Source organism: Paraflavitalea pollutisoli (assembly GCF_029360705.1).
Lineage (GTDB): Bacteria > Bacteroidota > Bacteroidia > Chitinophagales > Chitinophagaceae > Paraflavitalea > Paraflavitalea pollutisoli.
The window spans coordinates 580,845-600,538 of sequence record NZ_JARKMX010000004.1 but is presented as its reverse complement, the minus strand read 5'-3'; the positions used below and the strand labels follow the sequence as shown (position 1 = coordinate 600,538).

Annotated in this window: 18 protein-coding genes; 9 read left to right on the top strand and 9 right to left on the bottom strand. The window is 49.8% G+C overall.

What is annotated here, in order from left to right; all coding sequences use genetic code 11:
• Nucleotide 1 precedes the first annotated feature (1 nt).
• Nucleotides 2-1,219 carry an acyltransferase family protein gene (locus P2W70_RS12310; protein ID WP_276481764.1) on the bottom strand — a complete coding sequence of 406 codons (1,218 nt, stop codon included), beginning with the start codon at nucleotides 1,217-1,219 and terminating at the stop codon, nucleotides 2-4.
• Nucleotides 1,220-1,410: 191 nt separating this feature from the next.
• On the opposite strand from P2W70_RS12310, the gene P2W70_RS12305 reads away from it, so the two are divergent.
• Nucleotides 1,411-2,397, top strand: coding sequence for a pyruvate dehydrogenase complex E1 component subunit beta (locus tag P2W70_RS12305; RefSeq protein WP_276481763.1), 987 nt, complete (start codon nucleotides 1,411-1,413; stop codon nucleotides 2,395-2,397).
• 320 nt (nucleotides 2,398-2,717) lie between these two features.
• Nucleotides 2,718-4,046 carry an alpha-L-fucosidase gene (locus P2W70_RS12300; RefSeq protein WP_276481762.1) on the top strand — a complete coding sequence of 443 codons (1,329 nt, stop codon included), beginning with the start codon at nucleotides 2,718-2,720 and terminating at the stop codon, nucleotides 4,044-4,046.
• Between the two features lie 324 nt (nucleotides 4,047-4,370).
• Here P2W70_RS12300 and P2W70_RS12295 read toward each other — a convergent pair whose 3' ends face one another.
• Nucleotides 4,371-5,099: a DUF4846 domain-containing protein gene (locus P2W70_RS12295; protein WP_276481761.1), complete on the bottom strand. Its 729-nt coding sequence runs from the start codon at nucleotides 5,097-5,099 to the stop codon at nucleotides 4,371-4,373.
• 179 nt (nucleotides 5,100-5,278) lie between these two features.
• Here P2W70_RS12295 and P2W70_RS12290 point away from each other — a divergent pair, with 179 nt between their 5' ends.
• Together P2W70_RS12290 and P2W70_RS12285 are read left to right on the top strand one after the other, a co-directional pair.
• A complete protein-coding gene (locus P2W70_RS12290; RefSeq protein WP_276481760.1) occupies nucleotides 5,279-6,442 on the top strand; it encodes a sigma-54-dependent transcriptional regulator in 1,164 nt (387 codons plus the stop codon).
• 180 nt (nucleotides 6,443-6,622) lie between these two features.
• Nucleotides 6,623-7,090 (top strand): CYTH domain-containing protein, encoded by a 468-nt coding sequence (locus P2W70_RS12285; protein WP_276481759.1) that lies wholly within the window; start codon nucleotides 6,623-6,625, stop codon nucleotides 7,088-7,090.
• A 42-nt stretch (nucleotides 7,091-7,132) separates the two neighbouring features.
• Here the strand turns inward: P2W70_RS12285 and P2W70_RS12280 are convergent, their stop codons facing one another.
• From P2W70_RS12280 to P2W70_RS12265, 4 genes are all read right to left on the bottom strand, one after another.
• Nucleotides 7,133-8,158 carry a hypothetical protein gene (locus P2W70_RS12280; protein ID WP_276481758.1) on the bottom strand — a complete coding sequence of 342 codons (1,026 nt, stop codon included), beginning with the start codon at nucleotides 8,156-8,158 and terminating at the stop codon, nucleotides 7,133-7,135.
• A 161-nt stretch (nucleotides 8,159-8,319) separates the two neighbouring features.
• Entirely contained in the window at nucleotides 8,320-8,832 is a 513-nt protein-coding gene (locus tag P2W70_RS12275) for a hypothetical protein (RefSeq protein WP_276481757.1), read from the bottom strand.
• On the bottom strand, nucleotides 8,822-10,198 hold the full coding sequence (locus tag P2W70_RS12270) for an oligosaccharide flippase family protein (RefSeq protein ID WP_276481756.1): 1,377 nt from the start codon (nucleotides 10,196-10,198) through the stop codon (nucleotides 8,822-8,824). The genes P2W70_RS12275 and P2W70_RS12270 overlap by 11 nt, the downstream gene beginning before the upstream one ends.
• Before the next feature lie 83 nt (nucleotides 10,199-10,281).
• Nucleotides 10,282-10,590: a hypothetical protein gene (locus P2W70_RS12265; protein ID WP_276481755.1), complete on the bottom strand. Its 309-nt coding sequence runs from the start codon at nucleotides 10,588-10,590 to the stop codon at nucleotides 10,282-10,284.
• A 51-nt stretch (nucleotides 10,591-10,641) separates the two neighbouring features.
• Between P2W70_RS12265 and P2W70_RS12260 the strand changes: the two genes are divergently transcribed.
• The 5 genes from P2W70_RS12260 (at nucleotide 10,642) to P2W70_RS12240 (ending at nucleotide 16,808) form a co-directional block, all read left to right on the top strand.
• Nucleotides 10,642-11,559, top strand: a complete 918-nt coding sequence (locus P2W70_RS12260; RefSeq protein ID WP_276481754.1) for an SAM hydrolase/SAM-dependent halogenase family protein — start codon at nucleotides 10,642-10,644, stop codon at nucleotides 11,557-11,559.
• A 172-nt stretch (nucleotides 11,560-11,731) separates the two neighbouring features.
• The gene (gene gyrA, locus P2W70_RS12255) at nucleotides 11,732-14,395 is read left to right on the top strand and encodes a DNA gyrase subunit A (protein ID WP_276481753.1); all 2,664 of its coding nucleotides are present in this window, start codon (nucleotides 11,732-11,734) and stop codon (nucleotides 14,393-14,395) included.
• A 32-nt stretch (nucleotides 14,396-14,427) separates the two neighbouring features.
• Complete coding sequence (locus P2W70_RS12250) at nucleotides 14,428-15,810, top strand: hypothetical protein (RefSeq protein ID WP_276481752.1); 1,383 nt, start codon at nucleotides 14,428-14,430, stop codon at nucleotides 15,808-15,810.
• A 136-nt stretch (nucleotides 15,811-15,946) separates the two neighbouring features.
• The gene (locus tag P2W70_RS12245) at nucleotides 15,947-16,126 is read left to right on the top strand and encodes a hypothetical protein (RefSeq protein WP_276481751.1); all 180 of its coding nucleotides are present in this window, start codon (nucleotides 15,947-15,949) and stop codon (nucleotides 16,124-16,126) included.
• Between the two features lie 520 nt (nucleotides 16,127-16,646).
• Nucleotides 16,647-16,808 (top strand): hypothetical protein, encoded by a 162-nt coding sequence (locus P2W70_RS12240; RefSeq protein WP_276481750.1) that lies wholly within the window; start codon nucleotides 16,647-16,649, stop codon nucleotides 16,806-16,808.
• Nucleotides 16,809-16,967: 159 nt separating this feature from the next.
• Here the strand turns inward: P2W70_RS12240 and P2W70_RS12235 are convergent, their stop codons facing one another.
• The 3 genes from P2W70_RS12235 to P2W70_RS12225 form a co-directional block, all read right to left on the bottom strand.
• A complete protein-coding gene (locus P2W70_RS12235) occupies nucleotides 16,968-17,813 on the bottom strand; it encodes a hypothetical protein (protein WP_276481749.1) in 846 nt (281 codons plus the stop codon).
• Nucleotides 17,814-18,051: 238 nt separating this feature from the next.
• Nucleotides 18,052-18,972 carry a bestrophin family protein gene (locus P2W70_RS12230; RefSeq protein ID WP_276481748.1) on the bottom strand — a complete coding sequence of 307 codons (921 nt, stop codon included), beginning with the start codon at nucleotides 18,970-18,972 and terminating at the stop codon, nucleotides 18,052-18,054.
• The gene (locus P2W70_RS12225; protein WP_276481747.1) at nucleotides 18,917-19,480 is read right to left on the bottom strand and encodes a universal stress protein; all 564 of its coding nucleotides are present in this window, start codon (nucleotides 19,478-19,480) and stop codon (nucleotides 18,917-18,919) included. Before P2W70_RS12225 ends, P2W70_RS12230 begins: the two co-directional genes overlap by 56 nt.
• Nucleotides 19,481-19,694 lie beyond the last annotated feature (214 nt).

The window sequence follows — 19,694 nt, the reverse complement described above, 5'->3', positions numbered from 1 at the left end:
ATTAATTTACTAAAACCGGGTCAGGCGTTACAGAAGGAGCAGGTCGGCTTTCCTGCCGCTTGGGTTGCTTGTCCGCCGGCTTCATGCCAAACAGAAAGCGCATCACCCCAAATGGCCTGATCAATACCTGGTAGATCAGCATGGACACAAAGAAGGTGGCGCCAATGGTAAACACATACTTCATACCGATCGTTTCCTCGATCTGCACGAAATAGTATACGAAAACCAGCATCACCGTCTGGTGCAAGATATAGAAAGGATACACCGCCTGATTAAGATAGTCCATTGCCCGATGACGGCGGTTCAGGTAGCGTTTGCCGTAACCGATGGCCGTCAACACCCAGCTCCAGGCCATGATGGGCGTCAGGGCCAGAAAGGCATACGTGCGCCAGTCTTGCCCCCAGTTAGGGATCGTATCCCAGGGCTCCAGGCTGTTCCACCGGAAATAGTTGATCGCTACCATGCTGAGGAAAGCGAAGGTCAGCGAGATACGCCGGTTGCGCTCCAGGCTCTCCACCAGCGTAGGAATGGCCATGCACCCGAAACCTACCAGTAAAAACTGTAACCAGTAAAATACATTACACCAATCGTGAATAAGATCATTAGTGCCGGGGAATTGCAGCACCAGGCTGGTATAGAGAACAATACCTGGCACGATCAGCCAGTATACCCGCTGGCCCCGGCCCAGCACCGACAGTTTTTGCATAACCCGCTGGCCACGTTCGCTGAAGGTCCATTTGAATACTGGCGTAAACAACACATCGTAAATAAAGAGATATAAGATAAACCACAGGTGATGCCAGCTGAAGCTGCCACCGATGGGGTAGGGCTTGAATTCGAACACAGTGGCCCAAAACTGCCAGTAATTGCCCTGGTAGCCCTGTGTTAGCCGCTCTACATAGATCTGGGGCGGTACCACCACCAGCATCCCGAAAAGGAGCGGAATGAGCAGGCGGCGGAAACGGAGGCCGATAAAGGTCTTGGCCGACTTGTTTTTAAGCATGAAAAATGCCACCGTACCGGAAATGAAGAACAGGAGGGGCATCCGGAACCGGCTGAGCCAGTAGTTGAACTCCAGCAGCAGGTGGCTGGTTTCCTTATTTTTGATATGCCAGGATTCTTCGGCTACATAGGCCATACCTGAATGGAAGACCAGCACGCCCAAAATGGCCAGGATCCGCAGCCAGTCGAGGTAGGTTTGACGATTTGCAGGTTGCATAGTTGGTTATTTTTCACAAACCTAGCCGGTGTGGCAGGGAGGGGGAAAAGCGTTTGACGTATGGGCAGATTTTGGTGGTCTGAGGATTTTTGCACCAAGTTTGTTTATCTGCCTCTCAACCAATAATTTTGCGTCGCCCGAAGGACCATTTGATGCACTCGGGAACAAAGAACAATTAAACCAATTACCGGATGGCAAGATTAATAGCATTTCGTGAAGCGCTGCGCGAAGCGATGAGCGAAGAAATGAGAAGAGATCCTAATGTATTCCTGATGGGTGAAGAAGTGGCAGAATACAATGGCGCTTATAAAGTTAGCCAGGGTATGCTCGACGAATTCGGCCCCAAGCGGATCATCGATACCCCCATCGCTGAGTTGGGTTTTACCGGTATCGCAGTAGGCGCCGCCCAGAACGGTTTGCGTCCGATTGTAGAGTTCATGACCTGGAACTTCGCCGTACTGGCCCTGGACCAGATCCTGAATACCGCTTCCAAGATGCTGGCAATGAGTGGTGGACAGATCAGCTGTCCCATCGTATTCCGTGGCCCCAACGGCTCTGCCGGTCAATTGGGTGCACAACACTCTACCGCTTTCGAGAGCTATTATGCCAACATTCCCGGCATTAAAGTTATATCTCCCTCCAACCCATACGACGCGAAAGGTTTGATGAAGGCGGCCATCCGCGACAACGACCCCGTCATGTTCATGGAGAGTGAGGTGATGTACGGCGACAAAGGTGAAGTACCTGAGGAAGAATACATCATTCCCATCGGTAAAGCCGATGTGAAAAGACAAGGTCGTGACGTGACCATCGTTTCCTACAACAAGATGATGAAGGTGGCCCTCGGTGCTGCTGCTGAGCTGGAAAAAGAAGGCATCAGCGCAGAAGTGATCGACCTCCGTACCATCCGTCCCCTCGACTGGATGACCATCGTAGAGAGCGTGAAGAAAACCAACCGCCTGGTGATCGTAGAAGAGCAGTGGCCTATGTGTTCTGTATCTTCGGAGATCGCTTACCGCATCCAGAAAGAAGCTTTCGATTACCTCGACGCGCCGATCCGCCGTATTACGGCTGCAGACGCGCCCCTGCACTATGCGCCCAACCTCGTAGCAGCCGCGCTGCCCGACGTTCCCCGCACCGTGAAGCTGGTAAAAGAAGTGATGTACGTGAAGAAATAAGTTTCGAACAATTGCATACGATCCCGGAGAATTTCTCCGGGATTTTTTATTTTGGGGTATGCAAACCTTCCTGTTGTTTACACTCGGACTGGCCGCCCTGATAGGTGGCATGGTCATGCTGGTACGTCGTACGATACGATCCGGCTAATCCCGCTGACTTTCACCTCCCGACGAATTAAAGCCGCATAGCCTTACACAGAATGGCCACCCAATTGGACGCTGAATCGCGTTCAAGGTCTATGCAATCCGTTGCGCTAAATTGGCTGACACCGCACCGAAGCCGGATTTCTTCCTATCTTCCTTTCTCCAAATTTCCAGCTATGAGATCATTAACGATTGCCATCCTGTTCCTCATCACGACCATCGCCTCTTTCAGTCAGACCAGCTACACGCCCTCACCGCAAAACCTGGAAGCACGGAAGTGGTTTGAAGATGCCCGCTTTGGTATGTTCATTCACTGGGGCGCCTCCAGTGTACTCGGTCACGGCGAATGGGTCATGAACCAACGCAATATCCAGGTAAAAGAATATCGTCGCCTCATCGATATTTTCAATCCCACCGCTTTCGACGCAAAAACCTGGGTCAGCACCGCTAAGAACGCCGGGATGCAATACATCACCCTCATCACCCGCCACCACGATGGATTCAGCCTCTGGGATACCAAACAATCCGACTGGAGCATCATGGGTACGCCCTACCACAAAGACATCGTCAAACAAATCGCCGACGAATGCCATCGCCAGGGCATGAAGCTGATGTTCTATTACTCCCTGCTCGACTGGTATCGGACCGACTACCAATACGAAACCGGCCGTACCGGCAAAGGCACTGGCCGCACCGAGAAAAGCAATTGGCCCAGCTATATCAATTTCATGAAAGCCCAACTCACCGAACTACTCACCAACTATGGTGAAGTAGCCGGCATCTGGTTCGATGGTCATTGGGACCAACTCGAAAACGACCACAACAAACAGGCGGTATCGAAAGTCGACTGGAAATACGAGGAGATCTATAGCCTCATCCATAAATTGCAGCCACAGTGCCTCATCAGCAATAACCACCACCTGAGCCCCATTCCCGGCGAAGATTTCCAGGCTTTCGAGAAAGACCTCCCCGGAGCCAATACCAGTGGCTTTGGCGGTGCTTCTGTGTCGCAACTGCCACTCGAAACCTGTGAAACCATCAACGACAGCTGGGGCTTCAACATCACCGACCGCAACTACAAATCGACTAAAGCACTGATCCATTACCTGGTAAAAGCAGCTGGCCACAATGCCAATTTCCTGCTCAACATCGGGCCAATGCCCAATGGAGCTATTCAGCCGGAATTTACCGAACGCCTGGCCGCAATGGGAACCTGGCTCAAAACTTACGGCAGTACGATCTATGGCACGAAGGGAGGATTTGTTGCTCCGCAGGAGTGGGGGGCAGTCACGGAAAAGGACAATACCGTGTACCTGCACCTGCTCAAGGCGCCCGAAGAAAAGCTCCTCCTGAAGATTCCCTACAAGATCAAATCGCTGAAGACATTCACCGGCAAATCACCCGTGAAATACCAGGTGCTCGCCGACGGCTATGTGGTAATCGATACCAAAGCCATTCCAAAAGAAGAATATGATACAGTGCTGGAGATGGAGATTGTGAGGTGATCGGCACTGAACATCCATGATACCAAACAAAAATGCCGGCTTACGCCGGCATTGCCTTTATTGCTTGCCAATAGAATCTTCCGACCTATTGAATGACTTGAATAGCTGACGAACAAAGCATGAGGAAAGCATACACGGCGGCTAAGAGAATGCCACCCACAAACGTAAGACGCATAACAGTTTTGCTGACAGACGGATTCTGAATTTGGAGCTGAGCCTTCATAGGGACCTTTTTAGATTATAAAATTGTTTTCAAAGGATGATGATGACACTAAAGTAGCAAGTTGCGCCAACTTGTGCAATAGGACTTTTACGAACTTTTAACTACCACCGACGCAATTGCTGTTGCGTAAAATTCCACTCCGGCGTCACTATAACCGACTCATTTCCTGCTCTGTACCATGGACTCAGCGCTCCATCCATCGGGTTTTTCAAAATATGTATGCTTTGCGCTGGCATATAACTCTGCGCCAGCAGGTAGATCTTTTCCCCGGCTGCATTGGCTGCCACATCCATCACGATCACGGCATGCCCCGGTGAGCCACCTTTGATCAGCACATCACCCGGTTGAATAGCACCGAACACCTGTACTTTCTTCAGTTGCTTCTCCAGCGACAAAGTACCACACCACGCATAGACCGTTTCCAGGTACTTTTCAAACCGGGCGCGATCGGCTCCGGCCGGACAAGCATATTTCTTTCCGTTGTTATCAGCAAACCAGATCCGGTCATATTTCCGTTGCCCGTAAAAGAACTCAGCCCGTAACCGCATGACCGCATCTGCACACTGTTGCAGGTCCTTGTTGCCAATGGGAATATCCAGCACCGCATATTGGGCCGACTGATTGTACTTCAACCGTCCGTCGTAGAGATATACCTTCGTATCCGACTTCAGCTCCACCCGCCGCAGCCAGCGCGCAAAAGCTGTATCGCCGCCGTCGATCCGTTTGTAACCGGCTGGCAAAGCTATGTCACCTACTTTTTGCAATGCGTCCAGTCCCGGCACTACGGTACCAACCGCTTCTACAGGAGTGGCCTTTTCGTCAGTTGGCATTGGTTTTGAATAGGGTTGAGCCATCGTACCTCCGCAACTACCCAAAAACGGCAGGATAATTGACCATAGGAGGAAATAAAAATTAGCCGGCCGGCGGTCAACACATATCATTATTTTTGGTTTTACTTTTGGCGAGATGCAAAATGGCTTTTTTTCCATAGATAAAGATTTATAAGCTTATGTCAAACATCCTAATTATCGACGACGAAAAGGCAATCCGGAAAACGCTCAGCGAGATCCTTTCTTATGAAGGATACAAGATCGACGAGGCAGGCGATGGGGAAGAAGGACTGAAGAAATTCAAGGAGAAAAGCTATGATGTCGTATTGTGCGACATCAAGATGCCCAAACTCGATGGCATTGAATTCCTCGACAAAGCCCGGGAAGCCAACCCCGATGTGCCGGTGATCATGATCTCCGGACACGGCACCATCGAAACAGCCGTAGAGGCCGTTAAAAAGGGTGCTTACGACTATATATCCAAACCACCAGACCTCAACCGCCTGCTCATCACCATTCGCAACGCGATGGACAAGACCAACCTGGTCGCAGAAACCAAAGTGCTCAAACGCAAGGTGAGCAAGGTAGAAGAGATGATCGGCGAGTCGGGCCCCATTGGCCGCATCAAAGAAACCATCGAAAAGGTAGCACCTACCGATGCGCGTATCCTGGTGACTGGCGAAAATGGGGTAGGTAAGGAGCTGGTGGCCCGCTGGGTACACGAGAAAAGCAACCGGGTAACTGGTCCGCTGGTGGAAGTGAACTGTGCCGCCATTCCCAGTGAGCTGATCGAAAGCGAGCTCTTTGGCCATGAAAAAGGGTCGTTTACTTCTGCCGTAAAACAACGTATTGGCAAGTTCGAGCAAGCCCATGGGGGTACGCTCTTCCTCGACGAGATCGGCGATATGAGCCTCAGCGCACAAGCCAAAGTGCTGCGCGCTCTCCAGGAAGGTAAGATAACTCGCGTAGGTGGCGACAAAGACATCAGCGTGGACGTACGTGTGATTGCGGCCACCAATAAAGACCTGCTGCAGGAAGTGGAAGACAAGAATTTCCGTCTTGACTTATACCACCGCCTGAGCGTGATCATCATTCACGTACCGTCGCTCAATGATCGTCGCGATGATATTCCCTTGCTGGTCGATAAGTTCCTGGGCGATATCTGCGCCGATTACGGCATTGCCAAAAAGGCCATCGAACCCGATGCCCTCGAAGCCCTGAAAGAGCACAACTGGACGGGCAATATCCGCGAACTACGCAACGTGGTGGAGCGCCTGATCATCCTGTCGGGTAAAACCATCGTCAAGGAAGACGTCGAAACCTACGTACTCCCCAAGAAATAACACCACGGATTGATATACGAACGGGTTCGCAGCTACGCTGCGAACCCGTTTGCTTTTACAACCTCAGGGATCATGTTCGATCTATCCTGCAAACACTGCATGCTTAAGGATTGTAAACAAATTTCACAATGGCAAATCACCCACAAACAGTAATTTGCCGTCCAATTAACGTACAGACAAATGGCCATCGAGATCGAAAGAAAATTCCTGGTGAAGCAGGACCTATGGACAGCAGTGGAAAAAGGAACCGGGAAGTATTATGTGCAGGGATACATCCCTACTGAACCAGGCGCCACCGTACGGGTACGCGTGGCCGGCGATAAAGCATTCCTGACCATCAAGGGCCCGTCGAAAGGCATTGCCAAAAGCGAGTTTGAGTACGAGATACCGGTCAATGATGCCAATCAATTACTCGGCGAATTGTGCGCACAGCCAATTATCAAATACCGCTTTGAAGTCGATTACAACGGTAAACGATGGGAAGTGGATGAGTTCCTGGGCGATAATGCCGGACTGATCGTAGCCGAGATCGAATTGACCCACGAAGCCGAAACCTTCGACCTGCCACACTGGATTGACCAGGAAGTATCCGACGATAAACGTTACTCCAATGCCAGCCTGGCCCGACGTCCCTATCAGAGCTGGTAACTGGCGTCCTTCAACATCCTGCAGCAGGCAGACGACAAGTCGCTATCCGCCCACCAGTCCGCCCAGCGCCTTCTTCATTTTCGCCCGGAAGCTTTTCGGCACATTGTTCTTCACCCACAGCTTCAGACGCCCCTTCAAGGTTTTGCGTGCTTCCGCATGATGGTAAGTGGCATGCACCTGGGCATAATAGCAAGGCTTCTTGATCACCTGCTCGTAGCCTTCTTCGAAAGACATACGACGATAATCTGCCAGCAGCTCCATCAGCAGCGGGAAATCGGCTTCCGTCCAGCGGTTTTGCTGTGTATCGAACAGCTTTTGCTGCCTGATGTTGATATTGCTGAAGTGATAGATCACCAAGGGGAAATCGTTGTTTACAACCAGCTCGCCATTCACCCGCGCCACTTTGCGCTCGTGCAGGTTCCAGTACCCGATGTTGTAGCCAGGGTGCTTTACATTGGCCACCTTGTCGAAAAATACCGGTGCCAGGTTCACCCATTTCTGATCAGAAAACAGGCCGGCCTTCCAATCGAATACACAGTATTCCCGCAACCGATCGCGCCACCAGGCAATGAACTGACGGCCATTCTCCGTAGGTTTTACGGAAATGAGGCCGAGGTTGTACGTTCCGGTCGACAGGTAGGAGATCTCGTTGGGTGTTTTCCCGTCAAATGGTTGCGGCTGCAACAGGTGGGGGAACAACAACACATCCGCAGTCTGGTGCAAGCGCTCGATCTCCGTTAACTTATTATAGATCACCATATCCGGATCGATGAAGAAGATATGTTCAGCATCCGGGTATTTTTGGGCGAAATAATCGAAGTAAAAAGGCTTCAGGGCATTCTTGATATTGATGCCATAACGCAGCACCATATCATCCAGTCCATGGGCGCCGATCTCCTCACAGGGTACCACCTCATAGCCTTCATAGTAAGGCTCCATATCCGCTGTGCGCTTATCGGTGATACAGATAAAAAACTTGTACTCGGGATTGTGCTGCAACAAGGTTTTGGCAACTACCCGGGTAAAAGGTACCCAACTATTGGTACAGGTTGTAAAAGCGATCTTCATATTAAAACTATTCTACAATTCGGCCGAAAGATAATAGAAAAACGATGGCGATAAAAGTCTGGTGTCTGTCAATCGGTTCCTCTCCACCAACCCGGCTTATTTCGTCCGGTTAGCAAACCTGGCGTACGCTATAACAGCTCCATCGCCGGTATCCGTCCAGCTCAGGCAAATTTCTTCAGGATCTTCCGGGCCCGTGAATGAAAAGCCGGTGTTTCAGTAGCCCAACGCTCCTCGATAATCAGCTTCAGTTCAGGCACAATATCGGGATAAGCCGCTGCCAGGTGTTCCAGCACGGTCAGCGAAAAAGCTTTGACCGCCGCTGCCTGCGCCGGATCGGCCACAAACTCAAAACAGGCGTTCATCACCTCACCCTGGTACAGCTCCGGGATCGTCACATGCTGCAGGGCGCGCACCGTATTCCGCAGTACAGCATTGTGTACATCCTTCCGCTCCAGCAGCTTTACCAGGCGGCCAAGATGGGGGAGTACCCAACCCGGTTGATCCTCTGCCACTGCACTCATCGGCCAGCCCGCCCGTTGCTGCAAGACCGGGTCGTCCGACAAAAACAGCAGCATCAATGCGTCAAACCGTGCCTGGTTTCGGCCTATGTATTGCACAATGCGATCGGCCTGCTCCTTGGAATGTTCTGCTAATATGGCTTTCTTAAGATCCACTGGTGCGCAGTAGTTTTTTGCGGGCAAAACCAAACAGGTCGCGATAGGCCTGCATCATGTATACCCAGATATTCTTCACCTCGATGTGTACGTACTTTTTCAGCACGGCAAGAATTACAATCGCAGAAATAACATTGTACACGATGGTGCCATAAGCAGCGCCCGGGCCCCCGAAATGGTATAAGCCAAACGAAGTCGTCGCCAGGTTCACCAGCATCAGGCACACGCTTACATAGAAATTGATCTGTGGTTTACCGATCGCATCCAAGGTATTGCCAAACTGGAAACCCAGGGGCCGAACGAGGCTGAACAGGATGGTCAGCTGCAGGATCGGCACCGCATCCATCAGCGTAGGCGCCAGGATGGTAATGATGAGTTTGGGAAAAATGAAAATGACCAGCGAGATCGGCACAATGATGGCCATGATGGTACCCGTCATCCGCTCGAAATAGTATTTCACTTTCGCCAACCCGTCCGTTTCCACCGACTCCACGTTCTTGGGAAACAGCACATCGGCGGCAGCCAGCGACGGCACATCCACCATGTTGTTGATCCGCCCAACCGTATTGTAGTAAGAAACAAAGCGCTTGCCGACCTCAGGTGCCAGCAGAGAGGCGGTGATATAGTGATCGAAGGAACGGGCAATATTTGAAAACACGTTGGTGCCGAAAATGTACTTGCCAAAATGGAACATGGCTCGCATGGTCTTGCCATCGTAATGAAAACCGCGCAGGCGGTAAGGCTTGGTTGCCACAAACAAGATCACCGAGCCCACGAACAAAGCCCCGATCTGCAGCAACACCAGGTTGGTCAGCGACAGGTAGGCGGGCCACACGAAGCTCAGCAGGATCACCCCCACAAAGAAAATACCCTGCCTTACAAAGTACGCCCAGAAAATCTGAGGGAACTGGTAATGCGCCTGCAGTAGCACTTCATAATGATTGTAAGGGATAAGCAATACCACAAACAATACACTCCAGGTTAGCATCGGGATCAGCTCCACGCTCTTTAATATCTCAGCCAGAAATCTACCGCCAGCAGTAAATAATAAAATAGCAAGTATCGAGCAAAAAATATTCAAAATCAATGCAGAAGTCTGAACTTCCTTTTTCTTATCTGTGTACTCCGACGAGCCCAGAAACTTGATCGTAGGGTTGCGGAGCAGGCCCTGTTTGATGGTTTCAAACAGCGAAAGGGTAGTGAGGTAGATGGCCCACACCCCATAGGTTTCCACCCCATGATCCTGCTTGCCAAAACCGCGAACCAGGATCATGAACGATACCGCACCGAAAAAGAACAGGGAAAAACGTTGTAACAGGGTATAGAAGATCGAGTGTAACCAAAAGGAAGATTTCAACAGCTTCAAAGTGTAGGCTTTGGGCGTGAAATTAATATAATAATCGATAGGTGGTTAATCGGAAAGTACGCAACGTGGGCCAAGGGGGCATTTTACCCATAAGCCAGCGGGTACAGGTGGGATAGGTGATAAATGCTCAAAAGCCATGGGTCGACTGCTACGCTCATGCAGGTCCCCTCATTCAGAATCAGCCGGGTTTGATTCGAGGCTTCTTCGCCTCTTATTCGTGTCTTCTTCGGGAAATACCGGGGGATTACCAATGGAAACACGAAGAATTCCCGAAGAAATCCGGACGCAAGCCCTGAGTAAACAGGAAAAGCAGTAATGCCGCTCAGCATCAGCAATACCAGGAACAGAATGATCATGCGGCGGATACGCTGTTGGAGTTTTTGAGGGGTCATGTGTTGTACATTTACAAGTAGGCCATCGCTGGCCGCCAAGATTATAACCTTATGCAGCAAATACAATCGTCCTGTTTCCTGTTGCTTGTCACCTGCCTGTTGGCACCCGCCTGCAAGCAACAGCCAGTCCATAAACCGGCCCTCGTATTCCAAACAGACTTTGGCCTGCGTGATGGTGCCGTCAGCGCCATGAAAGGGGTCGCCACGGGCGTCGATCCCGACCTCAAGCTCTATGACCTCACCCACGAGATCCCCGCCTACAACATCTGGGAAGCCGCCTACCGCTTGCAACAAACCGTCCCTTACTGGCCGGCTGGTACCGTCTTCGTGTCGGTGGTCGATCCAGGAGTAGGTACGAACAGAAAGTCGGTAGTGGCCAAAACGCGCGCCGGCCAGTACATTGTAACACCCGACAACGGGACACTCACGTTAATCAGCGAATCAATTGGTATAGAATCAATCAGAGAGATTGATGAAGCAACAAATAGAAGACTAAACAGTCAACAATCCTATACTTTTCACGGAAGGGATGTGTATGCTTACACCGGTGCCCGCCTGGCGGGCGGCGTGATCGGCTTTGAGCAGGTCGGCAAGCCGATCGGCGACTCGGTGGTGAAAATTGCTTACGAGAAACCGGTCTTAAAAGACGATACGATCACCGGTGGGATACCGGTATTAGACATTCAATATGGGAATATCTGGACAAACATCAACGATTCGATTTTCAATCAGTTGAAGCTATCATCTGCCAAAAAAGTAAAAGTAAAGATCAGCAGGGGAGGGGTCGATTTCTTTGACCAGGAGCTGCCCGTCGCTCATACTTTTGGCGAGGTACCCGAGGGCCAGGTATTGGGATACCTGAACAGCCTGATGAACTTTTCGCTCGCGATCAATATGGGTAGTTTTGCCGACTCGTTTCACATCCGTTCGGGACCGGGCTGGAAGGTGCAGATCGTACCGGTAAAATGATGGCAAAGACTTTCGTATTCAGCGGCTTGTAATTCTCCACAAAAGTGGAAAAGTGAAGTCAAAAAACACAGATCGTTAACGGGTTTATAGGTCCAAATAAGGTAGATTTGCCCCCCATCACGGACTGTCATCCCGACGGCCATAAAATGGATTAAATCAGCTCAATACAGCTATGGAAGAGAATCTCACACCATCAGAAACGAATGATCAGAACAGGATCGTTCCCGTGAACATTGAAGAACAGATGAAAACAGCCTACATCGACTATTCCATGTCGGTGATCGTGGGGCGTGCCTTACCCGACGTACGGGACGGTTTGAAGCCGGTACACCGGCGCATCCTGTATGCGATGAATGAAATGGGGGTTACTTACAACAAGCCGTATAAAAAGTCGGCCCGTATTGTGGGTGACGTACTCGGTAAGTATCACCCACACGGTGATAGCTCCGTATACGACGCCATGGTGCGTATGGCGCAGGAATGGAGCATGCGCTATACACTCGTAGACAGCCAGGGTAACTTTGGTAGCCAGGACGGTGACGGACCGGCGGCCATGCGTTATACTGAGGTGCGTCTGGAGAAAATGGCTGAAGCCATGTTGGAAGACATCGACAAGGACACCGTCGACTTCCAGCTCAACTTCGACGACTCGCTGAAAGAACCAACCGTACTGCCTTCCCGTCTGCCCAACCTGTTGCTCAACGGTTCCAGCGGTATCGCGGTGGGTATGGCCACGAACATCATGCCGCACAACCTCACCGAAGTCATCGATGGTTGTATCGCCTATATCGACAACCGCGAGATCACCATCGAAGAGATGATGAACTACGTGAAAGCGCCCGACTTCCCCACCGGTGGTATCATCTACGGTATGGAAGGGGTGAAAGCCGGTATGGCTACAGGCCGTGGCCGGGTGGTATTGCGCGGTCGCGTCATGCTGGACGCCAAGCCCAGCGGCCGCGAACAGATCATCATCACCGAAGTGCCTTACCAGGTAAACCGTGACGCGCTCTGCGACCGCATCGGCCAGCTGGTAAACGAAAAGATCGTGGAAGGTATCGCCCACGTGAACAACGAATCGAACGAAAAAGAAGGTACCCGTATCGTAGTTGACCTCAAGCGTGACGCCATCGCCAACGTAGTGGTCAATCAGCTGTACAAATTCACCGAACTGCAAACCTCCTACGGTATCAACAACGTAGCCCTGGTAAAAGGCCGTCCGAAGATCCTGAGCGTTCGGGAGATGATTGCCGAGTTTGTAGAGTTCCGCCACGAAGTGGTGGTACGCCGTACCGAATTCGAACTGAGAGAAGCTCAAAAGAAAGCACACATACTGCAAGGCTACCTGATCGCACTCGATCACCTCGATGAAGTGATCGCGATGATCCGTGCCTCAGCTACCCCCGAGATCGCCAAAGAAAACCTGGTCAACGCAGGTTGGGGCCTCGATGAGATCCAGGCCAAAGCGATCCTCGAACTACGTCTCCAACGCTTGACCGGCATGGAGCGCGAAAAGATCAAGGAAGAATACGACGAGCTGATGAAACTGATTGCGCACCTGCAGGAACTGCTCGCCAACGAAGGCATGCGGTACGACCTGATCAAGACCGAGCTGATCGAGATCAAGGAAAAGTTTGGCGACGCCCGCAAAACCGAGATCACCTACCTCGACGATGAAGTAAGCATCAAGGACCTGATCAAGGAAGAAGACGTGGTGATCACGATCTCGCACCTGGGTTATATCAAACGTACGCCTGCTGCTGAATACCGTGCACAGAAGAGAGGTGGCCGTGGTGTGATCGGCGGTCGTACCCGGGAAGAGGATTTTATTGAGCACCTGTTCGTAGCTTCTACCCACCACACCATGTTGTTCTTTACCGAAAAAGGACGTTGTTTCTGGCTCAATGTGTACCAGATCCCCGACGGTGAAAAGACCGGCAAAGGCCGCGCCATTCAGAATATGATCCAAATACCGCCTGACGATAAGGTTCGCGCCATCATCGACGTAAGGGACCTGGACGACAAAGACTTTGTGACCAGCCATAATATCGTACTTTGCACTAAGAAGGGCATCCTGAAAAAGACCGAACTGCTCGACTTCAGCAATCCCCGCAGAACTGGTGTGAACGCCATCAATATCCTCGAAGGCGATGAACTGCTCGAAGCCCGGATGACCGACGGCAACAGTGAGATCATGCTGGCTATCAAGAGCGGACGTGCCATCCGTTTCCCCGAAGACAAAGTAAGAACAACGGGCCGTGGCGCCACTGGTGTTACCGGTGTAGAGTTGGATGACGCCACTGATGAGGTTATTGGCATGATATGTGTCAACAAGGACGACAAATCCCGTACAGTACTGGTAGTGAGTGAGAAAGGTTACGGAAAACGTACGGCGATCGACGAATACCGCATCACCAACAGGGGTGGTAAGGGCGTGAAAACCATCAGTGTAACAGATAAGACCGGCCCGCTGGTAGGTATTCTCGACGTTACCGAAAAAGAAGATCTGATGATCACTTGTAAGAGTGGGGTTACCATCCGGATGCCGATCAAGGGCGTCAGCGAGCAGGGCCGTGCTACACAAGGGGTGAAACTGATCCGCCTGAATGAAGGTGACGAGATCGCCGCCATCACCAAACTCGACGAGGATGAAGAAGAAAATGCTGAAAATCAGGCATTAGCTGCTATGCCTGCGGAAGATGTAACAGGAGAAACCGGTGAAGCAGTCGTTGAAACAGGAGAGGTCGCCGCCGAAGGATTAAATACTGATGAGCAGGCAACCGGCGATGACGAATCCGCATCTGGTGAAAGTACTGAGACAGAAAACCCATCATAAAACCAACTATCACTTTAAACTATAAGCAAACAATGAAAAAAGTATTGCTGACCGTATTGCTGGGAGCCACAGGATTTGGCCTCTATGCCCAAAAACTGGATAAGGCGAAAGACCTGCTCGGAAAGAAAAAGTTGAACGATGCAAAGACAGAGATCGACGGCGTTGTAGCTGCTGAAAAGACAGCCAGCAACTCCGATGCCTGGTACACCCGGGCAAAGATCTATGCAGAGATCAGCAAAGATTCTTCGCTGAAAGGAAGCGTACCGGATGCCCGTGAGCAAGTACTGGCTTCCCTGAAAAAGTATACTGAGCTGGAAGACGCCAGGGAGAAAGATCCTGCGAAAAGGTATATGGCCGCCACCCTCGATGGTAATGCCGCCCTGATCGATGTCTATTCCGGTTATTCCAAAGATGGTGCTTCTTTTTACAACGCCAGCAACTACAACGACGCGTTGACCAACTTCAAGAAGACCCTCGAAACCTTCGACATCCTGTACGCCAAGAAGATCGTTCCTATGGCGCTCGATACCACCACCACTTTGTACGCTGGTATCTCTGCAGAAAAGGCCAACAAGCCTGAAGAAGCAGCGGTTTACTACGGCAAGATCGCCGAAGCAAAAGCGAAAAGCGATGGCTTCGTAGAGATCTACAAATGGCTGGCTGACCACTACCGCCAAAAAGGCGATGTGGCCACTTCGCAGAAGTTCTCCGCCCTTGGTAAAGAAGTATATCCCCAGGATCCTTTCTGGACTGGTTTTGACCTGGAAATGCTGAGCGAAAAAGGCACCAAGGCTGACCTGTTCAAGAAATACGAAGACGTGATCAAGGAAAATCCCGACAACCACATCTTCCTGTTCAACTACGCAGTAGAGCTCTACAAAGAAGGATATAACGAAGACGTCACCAAGCGCCCGGCCAACTCCAAAGAGCTGATCAACAAGGCTGCTGAAATGATGAAACGTACCCTGGAAAAGAAGCCTGACTACGCGAACGCCAATATGGTAATGGGTCAGATCCTGTACAACCAGGGGGTTGATGTCAATACAGAAAACAAGGCGATCCGTCCCCAAGGTGGCACCAAACTGACGCCCGACCAACTGAAAAAGAAGGAAGAGCTGCGTTTGGAAGTGGTTAAGAAGTTTGACGAAGCAACTCCTTACTTCCAAAAAGTAGTGGACCTGCTCGACAAGCAAGCGAAGCTGAAGATGGACGAAAAAGAGATCCTGAAGAATGCATTGGATCTGATGATCACCGTCAACGAAGAAAAGACCGCACAACTGGAAAGCAAACGTAATGCTGCTGAGCTGGCCAAGAAGGCAGCAGAAGTAAAGCAGTACGAAGCTGATATCAAGAAGCTGCAGGATCAGACCACAGCTTTCACCGAGAAGTTCAACAACGTAGATCGCAAGCACTAAGCGGAAACCCATAGCAGCCTGAAATAGGGCCCGGGAAGCCGGTATTGCGATCAGAATATAGTAAGGAAACCCTCGTTAATACGAGGGTTTTTTTTGTACTTTTAAAGCAGTTCCTAACCTTTAAACAACCTGCGTCATGTCAACCTACAACGATTTGCTGCTAATCGTGTTTATTCTCGTTACAGTACCAGCTTTTACGTATTGGATGGGCTACCGAAGCGGTGAAAAATCGGGCGAATTGAGGGTGTACAAGGACATTAAAGACAAAGGCCAGGAGACCACACCTGGCTTATCCGATGCGGCGGCTTCGGCATAGCCGTAACCCAATTGTACAACCAACCGACGAGCAACTACACCAAAAACATTGAAAGGCAGAGCAACCAGCTTTGCCTTTTTCCTTTTGTCTGACAGCAATGATGGGCAGGGAGGATGCCCAACACTTATCTGATGGATCGGACATGAGTTTTTCTTGAAAAATGTCTGTTGAGCTTGTACGGAAAAGTCGAAGACAGCTTTTGTTGTTAAATGGAGGGGGAGATGATGATACTTGTTCATCTTTTTGGAAATGAATGTTAGAGGCTCAGCACAAATTCAACAATCAGCTATTTATCAAATACTTACAAATATGCTACTTAACATAATATCAATTATAACCAAATAGCGCCAGTAGTTTTTAAGGGCTTAAATAACTACTGGCGCTTGGGTTTATTTACGTAAACCCAAACTTACTGGATGCAGGTTTATACGATTTATTATTGGCCGACAGCCTTACGCCATTTGCGAGTCTAAGTTTTGATGTTTGCCGGAGCTGAGATACATTTACACAAACCAACCGCATGTCGCTTTTACAACCGCAATTGGGTCCTTTGTTTTTTTTCTTGCTTTTCGGTATTGGTTTGTTGTTGCTGGTGGGATTTATCGGCTACAAGCTCGGATATCGATCTGGTAAACGTGATGGAGAATTGGCCCAACAGCTTGCTCAGCGCCAAAAACCCTAAATAACCGATTCCTGGGGCCTGTTCCAGGTTATTACTGAATGACTCAACAGCTGTTAACAGCCATCCTGGGTCTTCCCTCACTTGACTAACCTGCCAATAAACCTGCAACAGATTGACGTAGGGACGTCTTAAACGTTTCAGAGAACAGCCTGGGGATGGCTACACTCCTTTTTTCGCCAGGTAAATGTCCCAGAGATCGGCCATTGTTTTGCCGGCCGCATTCACCCATAAAACAGGTCCACGAACGAAATCATTATCCTGTTTTGGATCCAGGTCCTTCAGTATTTTGCTGGCCAGGTCACTCATCGAGTACCGGTTGCCATTCCATTTAAGCTGTCCGTCGGCAACCGTCACTTCGTATTGCGGAAATTTGACGCCCCGGTAGTTTTGGAAATAAACCCGCTCATTCTCCTTCACCAGGCCATCTCTGACTAGTTCTGGCAAACTTGTTTTAGGTTTCTTTTTGCCTTTGGCTGTTCCTCCTGAGTTAGAAATATTAGAATACTTTTCCGTAGACGATACTACTGGTTGATTTACAGGAATATTAGAGTCAAATAGGTTAGATGAATGGAGTTTAGAATTAGAACCCTCTAGCGATAACTCTTTAGAATTAGAATGATTTAATTGATTAGAATTAGAGTTGTCCTCTAATAAATGGCTGAGATTAGAGCGGTTTTCTAATGATTTATTAGAATTGTGGTTGTTTAGAGCAGATTCTCTCCCGCTTTCCATTGATTTAGAGTTATGCTTATCTAATATATTAGAATAGAAGTCCCTCAGGCTTTGCCTGCTAGACTGCTGAGTGTTTATGGTCTTTTCTTCGGTCGGTAACTCCCCTTTAAGAGCATTAGAATCATTAGAATTATTGATAGTTGTCTGATTTTCAATAGATTTCTCACCTACCCCCAGGAGTCTTTTAATGGTGTCATCTGGTTGCTCTTCAAAGGGAATTGCTTTAGACTGTAAGAATTTGTAGGTGTCTTCAGCTATCTGAATGGTGCGCATGGGGAGCCGTTTAGACCAAAACTAACTAACATTAGAAAGAGGAATGTTATTACTTATACACAGCGGAGGGCTAATTTGGGGAAATCAGCCAAAAATCCCCCCAAAATGGCTTAAAAATGAAGGCCCTGAGAATCGCGTATACGATTTTTAAACGCCCCTACCTCCGAATATGAAAAGGGTGCTTCAGGCATTTGAAGCACCCTTTTTTAGATAAAACAAAGGATACAATGACAATAATTTATAATACGTAGAAGGCCCTTGCTGGTCGCTCAAACTCCTGGATAGTTGGCCCCTCGTTGTCGCGCATCATCTGTCGCAGGTCACGCTCAATGTTACGGGCAATGGTCGTCATGGGTGTATCCGTGGGCTTGTTTTCGAACGGATCTTGCAGGTGGATGGCCATCTTTTCGATCAGCAGAAAGCTCGCGGAAACCGCCATTACGAGAGGAATTTCCAGAAACCCGAAATATTCGATCACACCGAAAGGCAGCAGGCTGATGAACAGCAATAAGGCAAAATGAATGTACAGGCTGTAGGTGTGCGGGAAAACCGTATTCTTGATCCGTTCACACTTGCCCATCGCATCACAAAGCCGCGTCAGTGTACGGTCCAGTTCAACCTGCTGGTACCGGTTGATCCACCCATTTTCCAGGGCTTTTTTCAACTCCCGACCATGCATTTCCAGGATAGCCGACGGCACATTGGTATAGTTCCCGAGGCTCTCGAGCTCGCGTTTACTGAAGTATTTCTCCAATCCTTGTGTCGGGCTCATCCCCCGCAGACTTTGCCCCAGGCTGTAATTCCAGGCGATCTGCCGGCGGATCATCCGGTCGCGAAAATACTGGACGTCATCGCCCTCTTCCACGACATCCGTGAAGGTCAGGATTTGGCGGGCCAGGGTGCGTGATTCGTTTACGATGGCCCCCCAGATGTGCCGGGCTTCCCACCAGCGGTCATAAGCCTGGTTGCTCCGGAAACCCAGGAGCAAGGAGATCACAGTACCCAATAAGGCCGGAATGGCCAGCGGGATCGATATGGGCAATACCCGGTCAAATTCGTGCAATAGCGCGATAATGGAGGTATAGATGAGTATGACCAGTAGCTCATACTGTATTTTGCCGAATATGTACCGGAACGGGATGTTCTTCTTTAACAGCATAATTTTTTTCTTTGGTGTATTCTTCAAATCTGGGTTCTGCCACAGCTGGTTTGGAGGCCGATTCTTCGGCTGTTTTCCGCTTCAGCTTAAACTCTTTCATCATCGGTACGCCGCCTTTCTGGAACATGGCTACCGGGTTCACACTACCGGTATGGACCGACTGGAATACAAAGAAATCCGGGCACACAATGAGGTCGATATCATTGGCATCAACGAAGTTTCGGAAAACCGCGGCTGTGCTGCCGTATTGATGCCGAATGACGATGCTGCGAATGGTCTTGGGATACTGCAGCTTTGCGCGCTTGCAGGCATTGCGGAAGGGCTCGGTCACCAACTCGGCATAGGGTAATTTTCCGCGGAGATCGAATACATCGCTCACGAAAAAGGGAATCTCAAAAGCATGAAACAGGATAATGTTCAGCGACTCACCTTCCAATGTTTGGGCTGTTTTATCAACCAGTTCAATAGAGGCTACAGAAAAATCTGTAGGGATCAATACATTTCTCATGGTATCTATTTTGTAACGATTATTGGTTTTCGATTACAAAATTGCACCACGGCCATTAGGCTGGCTTAAAGGACCAATTAGAAGATAATGAGATGGCGATTAGAAACAGATAAATGTTATTAAAACGGCATAAGAAATGTGTGGCGATTACCCGGACATTGGCTGCAAACTTAAACACAGGGAGGTTGGTTCAATTTTACCCGTTGATATAAAT